At 66.2% G+C, this 15564-nt stretch carries 14 protein-coding genes; 1 reads left to right on the top strand and 13 read right to left on the bottom strand.

The annotated features are described in order from the left end of the window. Positions 1-5: 5 nt before the first annotated feature. The 12 genes from C0099_RS05280 to C0099_RS05225 form a co-directional block, all read right to left on the bottom strand. Complete coding sequence (locus tag C0099_RS05280; protein ID WP_199797654.1) at positions 6-1931, bottom strand: chemotaxis protein CheA; 1926 nt, start codon at positions 1929-1931, stop codon at positions 6-8. A gap of 62 nt (positions 1932-1993) precedes the next feature. Then, positions 1994-2851 carry a protein phosphatase CheZ gene (cheZ, locus tag C0099_RS05275; protein WP_102246469.1) on the bottom strand — a complete coding sequence of 286 codons (858 nt, stop codon included), beginning with the start codon at positions 2849-2851 and terminating at the stop codon, positions 1994-1996. 43 nt (positions 2852-2894) lie between these two features. Beyond that, positions 2895-3284, bottom strand: a complete 390-nt coding sequence (gene cheY, locus C0099_RS05270; protein WP_102246468.1) for a chemotaxis response regulator CheY — start codon at positions 3282-3284, stop codon at positions 2895-2897. 36 nt (positions 3285-3320) lie between these two features. Continuing rightward, a complete protein-coding gene (locus tag C0099_RS05265) occupies positions 3321-4271 on the bottom strand; it encodes a chemotaxis protein (RefSeq protein ID WP_102246467.1) in 951 nt (316 codons plus the stop codon). Positions 4272-4280: 9 nt separating this feature from the next. Continuing rightward, positions 4281-5249 carry a chemotaxis protein gene (locus tag C0099_RS05260; protein ID WP_102246466.1) on the bottom strand — a complete coding sequence of 323 codons (969 nt, stop codon included), beginning with the start codon at positions 5247-5249 and terminating at the stop codon, positions 4281-4283. A 92-nt stretch (positions 5250-5341) separates the two neighbouring features. Beyond that, entirely contained in the window at positions 5342-5992 is a 651-nt protein-coding gene (locus tag C0099_RS05255; RefSeq protein ID WP_102246465.1) for a CheB methylesterase domain-containing protein, read from the bottom strand. Between the two features lie 4 nt (positions 5993-5996). Then, positions 5997-6884: a CheR family methyltransferase gene (locus C0099_RS05250; protein ID WP_102246464.1), complete on the bottom strand. Its 888-nt coding sequence runs from the start codon at positions 6882-6884 to the stop codon at positions 5997-5999. Positions 6885-6935: 51 nt separating this feature from the next. Continuing rightward, positions 6936-7907, bottom strand: a complete 972-nt coding sequence (motB, locus tag C0099_RS05245; RefSeq protein ID WP_102246463.1) for a flagellar motor protein MotB — start codon at positions 7905-7907, stop codon at positions 6936-6938. 31 nt (positions 7908-7938) lie between these two features. Beyond that, positions 7939-8799 carry a flagellar motor stator protein MotA gene (motA, locus tag C0099_RS05240; RefSeq protein ID WP_102246462.1) on the bottom strand — a complete coding sequence of 287 codons (861 nt, stop codon included), beginning with the start codon at positions 8797-8799 and terminating at the stop codon, positions 7939-7941. Between the two features lie 282 nt (positions 8800-9081). Further along, entirely contained in the window at positions 9082-9654 is a 573-nt protein-coding gene (gene flhC, locus C0099_RS05235; protein WP_102246461.1) for a flagellar transcriptional regulator FlhC, read from the bottom strand. 11 nt (positions 9655-9665) lie between these two features. Continuing rightward, a complete protein-coding gene (flhD, locus tag C0099_RS05230) occupies positions 9666-9983 on the bottom strand; it encodes a flagellar transcriptional regulator FlhD (protein WP_102246460.1) in 318 nt (105 codons plus the stop codon). Between the two features lie 113 nt (positions 9984-10096). After that, entirely contained in the window at positions 10097-12064 is a 1968-nt protein-coding gene (locus C0099_RS05225) for a GGDEF domain-containing response regulator (RefSeq protein ID WP_164084875.1), read from the bottom strand. Positions 12065-12225: 161 nt separating this feature from the next. Between C0099_RS05225 and C0099_RS05220 the strand changes: the two genes are divergently transcribed. After that, positions 12226-12777, top strand: coding sequence for an NUDIX hydrolase (locus tag C0099_RS05220; protein WP_102246458.1), 552 nt, complete (start codon positions 12226-12228; stop codon positions 12775-12777). A 7-nt stretch (positions 12778-12784) separates the two neighbouring features. Here the strand turns inward: C0099_RS05220 and C0099_RS05215 are convergent, their stop codons facing one another. Next, the gene (locus C0099_RS05215; protein WP_102246457.1) at positions 12785-15532 is read right to left on the bottom strand and encodes a bifunctional diguanylate cyclase/phosphodiesterase; all 2748 of its coding nucleotides are present in this window, start codon (positions 15530-15532) and stop codon (positions 12785-12787) included. Between the last annotated feature and the right edge of the window lie 32 nt (positions 15533-15564).

Raw genomic sequence — 15564 nt, 5'->3', positions numbered from 1 at the left:
GCCGGTCAGCTCGCGTTCGCGGCCAGCGCGGTGAGCTTGGGCGCGTTCTTGTCGGCCTTGGCCGCGATCAACAACTTGCGCGAGATGCCACGCTGGTCGCCCGCGCTGCTGAGCAGTTCCTTCATGTCGAGAATCAGCACGATCTGGCCGTTGGCCAGCGTCGTGACACCGGCCACGCCCTTGGGGCGGAAGTCGTCGAGCGACTTGATCACCGCATCCTCGCGGCCGGCGAAGGTATCCACCGCCAGGATGAAGGACAGCTCCGCCGTCTGCATCAACACGCCGTACTGCGGGCGATTCTTCAGCGGCCAGCCGAGCAGCCCGACCAGCGGCAGCACCGGCAGGACTTCGCCGCGGATGACCATGGTAGCGCGTCCGCCGACCTCGCGGATGTCGTCCTCGGCAATCGGCAGGATCTCGCGCACCATCGACAGCGGCACCGCGAAGGGCTGATCGCCCAGGCGCACCAGCAGCACCGGCAGGATCGCCAGCGTAAGCGGCAGGCTGATCACGAAGCTCGTGCCCTTGGCCGCCTGCGAGGTGATCTCGATGCTGCCGTTGAGCTTCTGGATGTTGGTGCGCACCACGTCCATGCCGACCCCACGACCCGATACGTCGGAGATTTCCGTCATGGTCGAGAAGCCGGGCAGGAAGATCAGATTGTAGCTCTGGCGCTCGTCGAGCGAGCTGGCCTCCTCGTCGGTGATCAGGCCCTTCTCCAGCGCCTTGGCGCGCAGGCGCTCGGCGCTCATGCCGCGCCCGTCGTCGGCGACGATGATGACGATGTGATCGCCTTCCTGACGCGCCTCCAGGCGCACCACCGACTTGGCCGGCTTGCCGTTGGCGCGCCGCTCGGCCGGATCCTCGACGCCATGGTCCACGGCGTTGCGGATCAGGTGGATGATGGGGTCGCCCAGATCCTCGATCATGGTCTTGTCGATCTCGGTTTCCTCGCCGACCAGTTCGAGCTCGACGTCCTTGCCGAGGTTGCGTGCCAGATCGCGTGCGATGCGCGGATACTTCTGGAACAGGCGACCGATGGGCTGCATGCGCGTCTTCATGACCGCGTTCTGCAGGTCGGACACGAGCAGATCGAGCTGGCTCACCGCCAGGTCGAGCGCATGCAGCGTCTCGTTGTCGGTGCGCCCCGACAGGATGTCGCTGCGCAGGGCGTTCAGACGGTTCTTGGTCAGACCGATCTCGCCGGACAGGTTGAGCACCTGGTCGAGCCGTGCGGTGTCGACGCGGATCGAGGTATCCCGCTGGCGCTCGGTCTCGCGACGGCCACTGGGGCCCGCTCCGCCCGGGCGGTCGGTCGCGCGCCGGCCCAGCGCCTGCTTGATGACTTCCTCCTCGGACTTGACCTCATCCGGCCTCGCCGGCAGCGTTGCGGCCACATCCCCGCCCGTCGCGGCGGCATGCAGCAGTTCCCAGTCGGGGCCGGCGCCTGAATCGGCGCTTTTGTCGCCCGCGGCGGCGGCATCGCCCTTGCCTGCTGCGGGATCGGCAGCCTGGGCCACCGCCGCGACCGCCTCGACCTTGCCTTCGATCGCCAGTGACAGGCGCTCCATCAAGGTCGGGTCGGCCGCCGAAGGCTGCACGCCTTGTTCGAGCTGGCTGAACATCTGGCGGATGGTCGCGGTTGCGTCGAGGATCGCGTCCATGATCTCCGAGGTCAGCGCCAGCTCGCCGTTGCGCAGCTTGTCGAACAGGTTCTCGGTCAGATGGCACAGGGCCACCAGCTCGGTGGCGTTGAGAAAGCCCGCGCCGCCCTTGATGGTGTGAAAGCCCCGGAAGATGTCGTTGAGCAGGCCCTTGTCGTCGGGCGCGCGTTCGAGATCGACGAGCTTGTTGTCGACGCCCGACAGCAAATCCCCGGCCTCGACCAGGAAGTCCTGCAGCAGATCTTCCATTCCCGCGAAATCACTCATGATCGTCTCGCTTCAATGTTTGCGCCCGATGCACTCGCCCCGGACCACACGACCCCGCTTGCTCAGAAGCCGAGGCTGTCAAGCAGGTCGTCGACCTGCTCCTGGGTATTGACCACGTCGCTGCGCTTGCTGTCGATGACCGGACCGTTCATCAGCCCGTCGCCCTTGGCCGCCGGACGCCGGTCTTCGGGCATGGTCTCGAGCAGCAGTTGCAGCAGCTCGGCCTCCAGCGCCTGGGCCAGATCGACGACCTTCTTGATGACCTGCCCGGTCAGATCCTGGAAGTCCTGCGCCATCATGATTTCCATCAGCTGGGCGTTGGTCGCCTCGCTGCCGGTGCGCACGTCGCCAATGAACTCGCGCGTCTCGCTCGCGAGCAGCTTGAACTCCTCGACCGACAGGTCGTTGGCGAAGAGCCGGTCCCAACGCGCCTGCAGCATCTCGGCGTCGTTCTGCAGCTTGTCCTGCACCGGCTTGGCCTGGTCGGTGGCGTTGAGCACACGCGAGGCTGCCTGTTCGGTCATGTGGGCGATGTAGGTCAGTCGCTGGCGCGCGTCCGGAATGCCCTGCACCGCATCCGACAGGGACTCGCTGTCGAGCCCGAGCGCGCGCAGCGTGTCATGCACCTGGCGCGTCATGTGGCCGATCTTGCTGAACACCTCGTCGCCCTCGGCCTCGCGCGCGCCAGCCCGCAGCGGTGCGGCCTCGTCCAGGGACGCAGCCTGCGGCTCGTAGCTCGACGCGACCTCGTCGAACAGCGCCTGCAGGTCCGGATCGTCGCCACTGGCCGCGGCTGCGGGTGCTGCAGCCGGCGCGGACGCGGCGGCCTGGTCGCGCCCGGCGTCCGCAGCGATGCTGTCGAACAGCTCCTGCAGTTCGTCGTTGTCCCCGGCCTCGTCGATTTTGTGCTTCTTGGTCATCTCATCCCCTACCTTGCTCGATCACTCAATGCGGAGCGGTGAATCACTGTTCCATGCGATCGAAGATCTTCTGCAGCTTCTCGGCCATCGTCGCTGCCGTGAAGGGCTTGACGATGTAACCGCTGGCACCGGCCTGGGCGGCAGCGATGATGTTCTCCTTCTTGGCCTCGGCCGTGACCATCAGCACCGGCAGGTGCTTGAGCGCGGGCGCCTTGCGGATGCTCTGCAGCAGCGTCAGGCCGTCCATGTTGGGCATGTTCCAGTCGGTGACGACGAAATCGAAACCACCGCCGTCGAGCTTCTGCAGCGCCACCACGCCGTCCTCGGCCTCGTCGACGTTGGTGTAGCCCAGCTCCTTGAGCAGATTGCGCACGATGCGCCGCATCGTCGAAAAATCGTCGACGACGAGGAATTTCATCTTGGGGTCAGACATTCGCTTCTCCGTAGTTTCCGCAGCCGGCCCGGCCCGTCAGTGCCCGCGCGCCAGCAGGGGGCGCAGGGTTTCGGCCAGGGCGTCGGCGTCGAATTTTGCCACGTACACATCCACCCCGACCTGTTTGCCCATCGCCCGGTTGGCCTGCGAGGACAGCGACGAGTGCATCACCACCGGAATGCCCTCGAAGCGCGCATCGGTCTTGATGCGACGCGTCAGTACGTAACCATCCATCTCGGGCATCTCGGCATCGACCAGGATGACGTCGACCTCCTCGCCGACGTGACGGCCGGTCTGTTCGGCGTGCGTGGCCATGTTGTCGAGCCGGTTCCAGGCCTCCAGGCCGTTGACCGCATGCTTGTGCTTGACCCCGAGCTTGTCGAGCACTTCGCTGATCTTGCGCCGCGCCACCGTCGAGTCGTCGACGAAGAACACGTTACGATTGTGTCCGCCGTGGATCGGGTGGATGGCGCCGACCACCGCCTCGCCGAAGGTCGCCGCGAGCACCGTCTCGACGTCGACGATGGATACCAGCGTGCCGTCCTCGAGTTCGGTGATCGCGGTGATGTAGTTGTTGCCGTGGCTGGAGACGTTGTCGGGCGCGCGCACGCGGTCCCATTCGACGCGCACGATGCGATCGACGTCGTGCACCAGAAAGCCCAGCGTGCGCTTGCTGTATTCGGTGACCATCATCGAGCCCCCCAGCTCGGCGTCGACATGCGCCAGCCCCATGATCTTGGCCAGCGAGAGCACCGGGATGACGTTGCCGCGCAGCGAGATCAGCCCCTCGACGCCGGCCGGCATGTTCGGCGAGGGCGTGATGAACGGCGTGGCCGAGACTTCGCGCACCTTGAACACGTTGATGCCGAAGGTCTCCCCGGTACCGAGCGAGAACAGCAGGATCTCCATGCGGTTGGAGCCGGCCAGGCTGGTGCGCGCGTCGACGCTGTCGAACAGTCCGCTGTGCGTGGAATTGACTTCAGACATGACGCTTCCTCACTTGTGTTCCTGACGCACGGGGCGACTCTCGTCGATCATGCGGCGCAGCGTCGAGGCCAGACGCTGCGGCTCGAACTTGGACACGTACTCGTCGACACCGACGGACTTGCCCAGGGTCTGGTTGGACATGCCCGACAGCGACGAATGCATCACGATCGGAATGCCTGCGAAACGGCTGTCCGACTTGATCGTCTTGGTCAGGATGTAGCCGTCCATCTCGGGCATCTCGACGTCGGTGAGGATCACGCTGACCATCTCGCGCACGCTCTTGCCGGCGGCCTGCGCGTGGGCGGCGATGCGCTGCAGTTCGTCGAGCGCGCGACGGCCGTTGATCGCGCCGACGTAGCGCAGGTCGAGCGCCTTGAGGGTGCGCTCGATCTGGCCTCGCGCGACGGCCGAGTCGTCGGCAAACACCACCATGCGCTCGTCCTCGACCGGCTCGATATTGCTGAAGGCCATCGATTCGTCGTATTGCGCGGTTTCGGAGAGCACCTTCTCGACGTCGAGCATCATCACCAGACGGCCATCGGGCAACTCCGTGATGGCCGTGACCAGCCCGCCCATCTTCGCGGTGAGCATCTCCGGTGGCACGCGCATCTGCGCCCAGTCCAGGCGCAGGATGGTATCGACCGCCTCGACCAGGAAGCCCTGCGTGTGCCCGTTGTATTCGGTCACGATCATGATGCCGCGCGGCGTCGTCGGATCGATGCCAACGTACTTGGCCAGATCGACCACCGGCACCAGCGTGCCGCGCAGGCTGACCATGCCCTCCACGCAGTCGGGCATCTCGGGCGCGGCCGTGATCTCGGGCGTGCGCATGACCTCGCGCACCTTGAAGACATTGATGCCGAAGGTCTCCTTGCGCCCGGTATGCGCGTCGTGACCCAGCGTGAAGAGCAGGATCTCGAGCTTGTTGGTGCCGGCCAGGCGCGTACGCGCCTCGATGTTGCTGAACAGATTGGACATTGCTCTCTCCGCGCTGCGCGGTCGGGTCCGTCCTCTCCACATCCGGGCCGGCGGTGGCCCGGGCGGAGGATCGAACCGCCGTGTCAGTCCCTCTAACGGTTGGTGTTACCGAATTCTTTAGCCGATTGTGTCACGCCGGGCAGACCGAACTGGCGCAGCGCATGCGCGGCGATCTCGTCGAGCGGCAACACCTCGATTGCCGCGCCGATCATCACCGCCTCGCGCGGCATGCCATAGACCACGCAGGAGCCCTCGTCCTGGGCAATCGTCCACGCGCCGGCGCGGCGCATCGCCAGCAGGCCGTCGGCACCGTCCTTGCCCATGCCGGTGAGCAGCACGCCCACGGCCGCCGGCCCGAGGCGTTCGGCCGCCGAACGGAACAGCACGTCGACCGAAGGCCGGTGCCGATTGACCGGATCCGAGCGGCTCAGCGAACACACCATCTCCTTGCCGGCGGCGCGCAGCGACAGGTGCGAATGCCCCGGCGCGATGTAGGCCGTGCCGCGGCACAGGCGTTCGCCGTCCTCGGCCTCCTTGACGCGAATCGCGCAGATGCTGTCCAGACGCCGGGCGAAGGTGACCGTAAACAGCTCCGGCATGTGCTGCACGATGAGCACCGGCGGGGCCGATGGCGGCAGAGCCTGCAGCACGACCTTGACCGCCTCGGTACCACCGGTCGACGCACCGATGCACAGATGGGTGCGAACATTGCCGCGCCTGGCGCCGGGTGCTTCCTCCTGCATGCGTTCAGCCCACCGGTCGATACACGGTGCGCCCGACCAGCCGGAACAGGTCCGAGGCGTGCTGGAAGCTCTCCGAATGCCCGGCGTAGAGGGCGCCGTCGGGTGCGAGCAGCGGCGCAAAGCGCTTGAGAATCGCGTATTGCGTGGGCTTGTCGAAATAGATCATGACGTTGCGACAGAAGATCGCGTCGAGCGGACCGCGCAGGCCCCAGTGCGGAGCGAGCAGATTGATCGTGCGAAAACTCACCAGCCGCTGCAGTTCGGGCCGGATGCGCCAGGCGCCGCCGGCCTCCTGCTGGAAGTACTGCTGCAGGCGCGTCGGCGACATGCGTGCTACCCGATCCGGCTCGTAATGGCCGCGCCGCGCCACATCGAGCACGTCGGTATTGACGTCGCTGGCGATGATGGACACCGGCGGGGCGAGCGATCGGAAGGCCTCGCAGGCGGCAATCGCGATCGAGTACGGCTCCTCGCCGGTCGAAGCGGCACAGCACCAGATCTGGATGCGGCGCCCGGAGCCAATCTTGCGCAATTGCTCGGTGAGCAGATCGAAGTGGTGCGACTCGCGGAAGAACGAGGTCAGATTGGTAGTGAGCGAATTGACGAAAGCCTCCCACTCGACCCGATCGCGCTCGAGCCGCGCCAGATAGCCGGCGAAGGTGGTCTCGCCGCAGATTCTCAGGCGTCGCGTGAGCCGGCTGTAGACCATGTCCTGCTTGGCCGGCGTGAGCGCGATGCCGACATGATCATGAATGAGCTTGCGAATGCGCTCGAAGTCCTCGAGCGAGAACGCGAACTCGCGCCCTGACGCGGGCTGTGGCGCGGCATGGACCGCGGACGGCGCAGTACGCACGGCCGACAGCGGCCCCGGATTACGATCGTGCAAGCTCATTGCCGGCTCTTCCTGGAAGCATCCGCGACCATGCCGCGAAGCATGGCGGTGTTATTCAATTTCGTTTCCGATCTGCTCGAGCAGGGTTTCCGGATCGTCTGGCCCCGGGTCGGCCTCGACATCGAAGGTCGGGTTCTCGCCGAGCACCGCTTCTTCGGTGCGCTTGTTCATGACGATGATACTGATGCGGCGGTTCGACGGGTCGAAAGCATCCTCCGGATTGAACGGAATCGTGTCGGAATGCCCGACCACACGCGCAATCTTGGACGGATCCAGGCCACCGGCGATCAGTTCGCGGCGCGAGGCATTGGCGCGGTTGGCCGACAACTCCCAGTTCGAGAAGGCGCGCTCGCCGTCCGGGAAGGGCTTGGCATCGGTGTGGCCCGACAGGCTGAGCCGGTTGGGCAGGTCGTTGAGCGCGCGCCCGATCGCGCGCAGCAACTCGCGCGTGTGTGGCCGCAGCTCGGCGCTCGACAGGTCGAACATCGGCCGGTTCTGCTCGTCGACGAGCTGGATGCGCAGGCCCTCGGAGGTGATGTCGATGAGGATCTGGTTCTTGAACGCGCGCAGGTTGGGCGTAGCCTCGATGAGCGCCTCGAGCCGCCCCTTCATGTCGATCAGGCGCGCGCGTTCGCGAGTTTCCTGCCCATCGGCCTCGGCCGGCACGGCCTGACGCGCGCGCGCCGCCTCGAGGTTGATCATGCGCCGCTGCGGCTCGACCTCGCCACGCTTGACCTGACCGACCGCGCGCGACAGGTCTTCGCCGCCCCCGGGGATGATGCTGGAGCTGTCCCCCGAACCGCTGCCACCCTGTTGCGCCACGCGCAGCGGGCTCTGGAAGAAATCGGCAATGCCCTTGAGGTCACCGTCCGAGGTCGAGCCGAGGAGCCACATCATCAGGAAAAAGGCCATCATCGCGGTGACGAAGTCCGCGTAGGCGATCTTCCACGCGCCACCGTGATGGGCCGCGTGCCCCTTGTTGACGCGGCGGATGACGATGGGCTGCTGGTTCTCGTCGCTCATGACTCACGCGGGACGACGGGCGCACGGCCCGTCATCCCGACTTCTTCCGGTTCTTGATGTCTTCCTCGAGCTCGAGGAAACCGGGCCGGTCGGCCGAATGCAGTACCTTGCGACCGAACTCGACGGCGACCTGCGGCGCATAACCGTTCATGCTCGCCAGCAATACGACCTTGATGCACTGAAAGACCTTGGCGCCGGCTTCGGCACGCTGCTCGAGCTGGCTCGCGATGGGCTGCACGAAACCGTAGGAGAGCAGGATGCCGAGGAAAGTGCCGACCAGCGCGCCGGCGAGCATCTTGCCGAGCACCGCCGGCGGTTCGCCGACCGAGCCCATGACATTGACCACCCCCATGACCGCCACGACGATGCCGAAGGCCGGCAGCCCGTCGGCAATCTTGGCGACGATGTCGGCCGGCGCCTTGGCCTCGTGGTGATGGGTCTCGATCTCGGCGTCCATCAGCGCCTCGATCTCGAAGGCATTGAGGTTGCCGCCCACCATCATGCGCAGGTAGTCGGTGAGGAACTCGACCGCATGGTGATCGGCCATGACGTCCGGATACTTGCCGAACAGCGCACTCGACTCGGGATTCTCGACATCGGCCTCGATCGCCATCAGGCCTTCCTTGCGCACCTTGGCGAGAACTTCGTACATGAGCCCCAGCAGGTTCATGTACAGCGCCTTGTTGTAGCGCTCGCCCTTGAGCACGCTGGGCAGCGCGCCGAGGGTCGCCTTCATCGCACGCGGCGAGTTGCCGCCGACGAAGGAGCCGACCATCAGGCCGAAGATCGCGAGGTATTCCAGCGGCACCCACAGGGCCAGCAGGCTGCCGTGCATCGCGTAGGTGCCGATCGACGCGAGCAGGACGACTATGTATCCGACGATTAGCAGCACCAGCGTACCTCGAGCGCGTCGATCCGGAAGGGACAGGGAATGCGTATCTTAAAGTAACGGTGCATCGGACCAAAACTTGACATGAAAAATACCCCCACGCTTGCCCGCTCGCGCGGGCGGCGCGAGGGGCCGGCTTTGCACAGCCGGCTCGTTCCGCAGGCGCGGAGCGCCGCTGCGCGAAACCCCTGCTCCCCCAGGGGGCGTTTTTTTTCGTGAGGCGGCCCGGCGGCAAAAAAAAACCGCCCCGCGGGCGGTCTGGTTGCGTCGACGCAGTGCGCGACTTCAATCCATGCTTGCGACGCGCTCGCGCACGGCGCGCGCGTTCGGGCTGACCTTGCCGCGGCCACGCCCCTTGCCGGCACGCGAGGGCATGTTGCACAGCCCGCAGGTGTAGTCGTGCACCGGATCGTAGGCATGGGCGACGTAACGTCCGTTGCAGCCGCTGCACGGCGCAAGCTGCAGCATGTCGGCATCGAAGAAACGCACCAGGGTCCACGCGCGCGTGATGCTCAGCACCGGCTCGAGGCTCGCTGCATCGATGTGGTCGAGATACAGGTGATAGGCCTTGAGTACTGCCTCGAGCGGCGACACGCCGCTGCGGGCCGAGAAGAAGCGGTGGAAACCCATGAACAGCGAGCCGTGCACATTGGGCTGCCAGGCCATGAACCAGTCGGTGGAGAACGGCAACATGCCCTTCGGTGGGGAGACGCCGCGCACCTCCTTGTAGATGCGCAGCAGGCGCTCGCGGCTGAGCCGGGTTTCGGCTTCGAGCATCTGCATGCGCGCTCCGAGGCTGACCATCTCGATGGCGCGACGCACGTCGTCGGCCTCGGCAATCACGCTCTTGTTCTTCATCCGGACTTCCCTCAGTTGTTCTCGTCGGCCAGGCGGCCGGCTGCAACGATCGCGGCGTGGATGCTGGAACTGGCGGCGTCGCGCCCTTCCCCGGCCAGCAGGCCCGCCAGCTTGACATCATCGAAGCGAAACACCGGCAACAGCATCTGGCCGGTCGCCATGCGCACCAGACGGGCGCTCGACAGCCCGCCGATCAGGTCGGCGACCTCGTCGCCGATGCCGAGGCGGAACATTGCCGTATCGCGATCCTCGCGCAGCATCTTCTGCGCCAGCATCAGATAGGCGATGTTCAACTCCCGGATTTCGTCCTGAAAATCGCTCCGCTTCATGCTTCGGCCGTGGTCAAACAGATACGGGCCGAACTTAAAGTAGTTTGTTACGAATTACAAACCGCGTTACATGCGCTTGGCAAAAAAACCACAAAGCCAGACCAACGAACGGGCTAGCCCGGCTTCTGCACCGACTGCACCGCGTTGCGTCCGCCCTGCTTGGCCAGATACGCGCCGCGATCGGCAAGCTTGACCAGTTCGCTCGCGTCGGCCATCTCCGGCCAGCGCTCGGCCACGCCGATGCTCACGGCCAGCGCGACGCGCTTGCCGCCGAATTCCAGCATGGCCTCCTCCACTGCCTGGCGCGCGCGCTCTGCGCAGGTCAGCGTGGTCGAGAGCGTGCCGCCCGGACAGATCACGAGGAACTCGTCGCCGCCGATACGGCACAGCACGTCCTGTACGCGCAGCGATTTCTTCAACGCCTGCGCGACGCGGCACAGCGCGGAATCGCCAGCCTCGTGGCCGAGCGAATCGTTGATGTCCTTGAGTGAATCGAGATCGATCACCATGCATGCGAGCGGGCGTCCGCTGCGTTCGGCTCCGGCCCACTCCTGTTCGATGCGGTCCATCGCATAGCGCCGGTTGCGCAAGCCGGTGAGCGGATCGGTCAGCGCCATGTCGTGCAGGCGCCGGTTTGTGATCGCGAGCTGGGCCGCGAAGCCCTGCAGCTCCTGGCGGTCATGCTCGAGCTCGCGCTGCAGGCGGACTTCCCGCAGGCCAGCGCGCAGGCGCGCGAGCAGCAGACGATCGGCACAGGACATCGGTACGGCATCGTCACCGCCGGCCTCGAGCAGCGCGACCAGCGTGTCGTCATCCGCATCGCGCACGCGCAACAGCGTGTGCATGATGCGGCCGATGCTGGTTCGGCGCAGCGTCTGGACCATTTCGAGGACCTCCTCGCCGGCGTCGTCGCAGCCCAGAATCATCATGTGCGGCTGCAACTCCAGCGCGAAGTCGAGCACGCCGCGCACGTCGCCGGTTTCGACGATGGCGCAGTCCTCGCCGGCGAGCAGGCGGGCCACGCGGCGGCGACCCGGCCCGTCGGCGTCGACGATCAGTACCACCGGCTTGTCGGGAGAGCGGGCGACAACCAGGCGCTCGCGCTCGCGCTCTGACTTGAGCCGCACGCCCTCGACAGCGCCAGGGCGCTCGTGGCTGGTCGCGGCTGGCACGTCGATGTCGGGGAAACGGCGCGAGACGGGGGGATCGAGCTTGAGCAGCGCGATCCATTCGATCCACAGCGTGAACATGCGCGCCGCTTCGGCGACCATGTCGTCTCGCTCCACGCCCAGCATGCCGCCGCGCTCGATCATGCGATCGAGGCAGGTCACGCGTTCGCCCTCGGGCGCGAGGGAGAAGTCGGCGAAGGCACGGGCCAGCGTCATCGCATCGAACAGACGCTCCTGGCGACCGCCCGGGTCGAACACCGGGCGATCGACGTCGTCGTAGTGTCTCGCGATCTGCGTGAAGAACTTGGGCACGCCCCAGTGCTCGAGCATTTCCGCACCGAGATCGGCGTGATGGATGGCGAAGGCGGCGCATTCGGGCTCGAGCAGCGCCGCGCCACCACCCTGAACGCCTTCGAGCACGCCGGCATAATCCTCCGGGTAGGCGGTGGCCAGCGCGAGTTCGCCGACGCGCAACAGCAGGCCGAAGCTGAAGGCTTCATCGCTGGCCGCGGCCCGGCCATGCACCACAGCCGCCTGCATGCCCAGCGCGAGCGCCAGCGAATGCGACCAGTAGCCTTCGTAGTCGAAGGCTCGGCAGGCACCCTTGCGATGTTCGGACAACAGCGAGAAACCGGTGGCGAGCGCCCGTATGGCCGGAATGCCGAGCACCATCAGCGCCTCGGAAACCGACACCACCGGGCGGCGCCCACGCGAGATGAGTCCGTTGGCGGCCTTGATGACGCGCCCCACGAAGGCCGGATCGCCGCCGATCACGCGCGCAAGTTCCGCCAGCGAGACCTCCTCCTCCTTGGTCAGGCGGATCACGCGCGTCGCGACCCCTTTCGGGGATGGCAGACGCCCGGAGGCATGCAGCAGTTCGAATGCGCTCTGCCCGCGGCCGGCTGCAATCATTTTTCCAATCGATTCCATAAGATGCCCGCACGACCATGGCCGCGCCCAGATGCGGCACCCCGATGCCGACGTGTCGCGATTATCCCCGTGGACAGGCATCGCGCGCAAATCGCGTGGTCACGATAGAATCGGCGCACCACCCTGTGCTCGACACCCCAAGCATGAAGTTCTGCTCTCACTGCGCCCATCCGGTAGACTGGCGTGTTCCGGCCGGCGACACGCTGCCGCGCCACGTCTGCGCGAATTGCGACACCGTCCATTACGTCAATCCCAAGCTCGTCGTCGGCGCGATCGTCGAGTACAACGAGCGTGTCCTGCTGTGCCGTCGCGCGATCGAACCACGTCTCGGCTTCTGGACCCTGCCCGCCGGCTTCATGGAAAACGGGGAGAGCACCGCCGAGGGCGCAGCGCGCGAGACCCTCGAGGAAGCCTGCGCGCACATCGAGGTGAGCGAGCTGTTCACCCTCATCGACGTGCCCCACATCAACCAGGTGCACCTGATCTTCCGCGCGCGGCTGATCGGAAGCGAATACGCGGCCGGCGACGAATCGCTCGAAGTCGCACTGGTCGCCGAGCACGAGATCCCCTGGGACGAACTGGCCTTTCGCACCAACTCGCTGGCACTGCGCCACTACTTCGACGACCGGCGCGCGGGCCGCTTCGGCTTTCATCGCTGCACCCTCGGACCCGCGCCACAACCGGTCGACGGCTGAGCCCGCCTCACGAATACTGGAAATGCTCGCGCCACCACAGCGCGAACTCCTCCGCGGGCATCGGCCGTGCGAACAGGAAACCCTGCATCTCGCTGCATCCGGAGTTCTGCAGGAAGGCCAGTTGCGCCTCGGTCTCCACGCCCTCGGCGATGACGCGCAGACGCATGGTGTGCGCCAGCCCGATGATGGCGTCGACGATGGCCGCGTCGTCGGCATCGACCACCACGTCGCGCACGAAGCTCTGGTCGATCTTGAGCGCGTCGATGGGCAACCGCTTGAGGTAGGCCAGCGACGAATAGCCCGTGCCGAAGTCGTCGATCGCCACGCGTACGCCCATCGCGCGGATCTCACTCAGCACCGCGACGTTGCGCTCGCCCGGATCGAGCATGACGCTCTCGGTCAGTTCCAGTTCCAGGCACTCGGGTGCCAGGCCGGTGGTCTTCAGCACCGCAGCCACCGTGTCGACGAAACGCGGCTGGCGAAACTGCTGGGCCGAGATGTTCACCGCCACCGGCACTGCGGGCAGCCCCGCGTCCTGCCAGGCACGATTCTGGCGACAGACCTGCTCCAGCACCCAGGCGCCGATGGCCAGAATCAGGCCCGCGTCCTCCGCAACCGGGATGAAGCGTGACGGCGGCACCGGATCCCCCTCCGGACCGCGCCAGCGCAGCAGCGCCTCGGCACCGATCAGCCGTCGGCTGCGGCTGTCGACCTGCGGCTGATAGTGCAGCTCGAAATCCTTGTCCTCGAGAGCGCGGCGCAACGCGTTTTCGAGCGACATGCGCTCGAAAACGCGCTCATTCAGTTCAACGCGGAAATACTGGTAGGTGTTCCGCCCGACGTCCTTGCTGTGGTACATCGCGGCGTCGGCGTTGCGCATCAGCGTCGGGATGTCGTCGCCGTCTTCCGGATACAGGCTGATCCCCACGCTGGCGGTGACCATCAGCTGATGACCGCCGATGCTGCATGGCAGGGCCAGCGCCTGCAGCAGCTTCTCGGCGACGCGCGCGGCATCCTCCGGGTCGCCCAGTTCAGCGAGCAGCAGCGTGAATTCGTCGCCGCCAGGCCGGCTGACCGTGTCGCACTCGCGCACGCTGGCGGTGATGCGCTCGGCGACGATGCGCAGCAACTGGTCGCCCACGTGGTGGCCGAGCGAATCGTTGATGTTCTTGAATCGGTCGAGATCGACGAACAGCAGCGCGAAGCGCGAGTGCTCCCGGCGCGCGCGCGCGATCGCCTGCGACAGGCGGTCGTTGAACAGCAGGCGGTTGGGCAGATCGGTGAGCGGATCGTGTTCGGCCAGATGGCGGATGCGCTCCTCGTTGAGTTTTTGCTCGCTGATGTCCTCGATGAGCATCACCGGCCCGCGCTCGGGGCGCGCCGGATCGAGCGCGCGCACGTAGACGTTGGCCCAGAACCACTGCCCGCGGCGGTCGATGAAACGCTGCTCGAAGCGCACCACCTCGGCATCCTCGATCCCCGCTTCGATGCGGCGGCAGGTCTCGATGAAGGCCGCGTGATCCTCGAAATGACGCTCCAGCGTCTGTCCCGTCGCCTCCTCAGCCGTGCACGCGAACATGCGTTCGAAGGCCGGATTGACGAGTACCACCTCATGATTGCGCGTCATGACGATCGCGATCGGACTGGCGTCGAGCACCGACTGAAGTTCCTCGGCGCGCGCCACGCTTTCGGCGCGCGAACTCGACAGTTCGTCGAACAGGCGGTAGAAGTCGCCCGCTACCTCGCCGATCTCGTCCTTCCCGACGGGCAGCCGATGCCCGTGACTGGGGTCGGAGCGCAGCGCGACGACGTTGTCGCGCAGGGCGAACAGCGGACGCAGGAAACGCTGCATCGCGAACCACACCAGCAGGCCGACCAGCGCCGAGGCGATCACCAGCATCAGCATGGCCATGCGCTGCGAGCGCACGATGGGCTCGAAGGCCTCCTCGACCGGCAACATCACCCCGGCGATCCAGTCCGTGCCCTCGACCGAGCGGAAGCTCATCAGCATGCGTCGCCCGCTCGCATCGATGTCCTCCTCCGTGCCTTCCCAGCCGGCCAGCGCGCGATCGAAGGATTCGATCACGCCCGGTTCGGCCCAGCTCGAGAGCATCAGACGCGTATTGTCGCCGACGATGGTGGTGCGCTCGCGCGTGGTCAGCACGAACTGCCCCGGCTGGTCAGGACTGCTGCGGTTGAGTCCGCCCAGAAAGCTCGGACTGAGAATGTCCACCGTGCCCGACACGATTGCGATCAGCCGCCCGACCGAGTCGAACACCGGCACCGACATGGCCAGCAGCGGCTGACCGGTGACCACCCCGACGAAGGGGCTCGAGAGCGCCGGCCCACCGGTGGCCTTGACCCGCTGCAGATGCTCGAGCGCGGAAACGTCCGTGCCCACACGCCCCGAACGCGGCGGATTGTCGGCGAGCACCACGAGATCCGGACTGACGATGATCAGCGAGTCGAACAGCGCCAGCGCGCCCTGGTTGTCGTACAGGTAGTCGCGCAGACGCTCGGTATCGTCGGCCTGCGCGAAGTTGATGCCCGAGGCCACCCGCTTGAGCGTGCCCAGGCTCACGCCCACGCGGGCCGAGACCTCGTGGGCGAAGCGCGACACCAGGGCGAACTGCTGCTCGGCGATGGTCTGCTTGAGCGAGTTGCGAATGAGGTAGTCCTGGACCACCATGCCGACGCCGAACACCAGCACCAGAAGGCCGACCACGGCAAGCGAGGATTTGGTCTTGAGATTCACCCGATGGGCCAGCCGGACACAGAAACACGCCG

It is taken from the genome of Pseudazoarcus pumilus (assembly GCF_002872475.1).
Classification (GTDB): Bacteria; Pseudomonadota; Gammaproteobacteria; order Burkholderiales; family Rhodocyclaceae; genus Pseudazoarcus; species Pseudazoarcus pumilus.
This window is presented reverse-complemented; position numbering and strand designations above follow the sequence as displayed.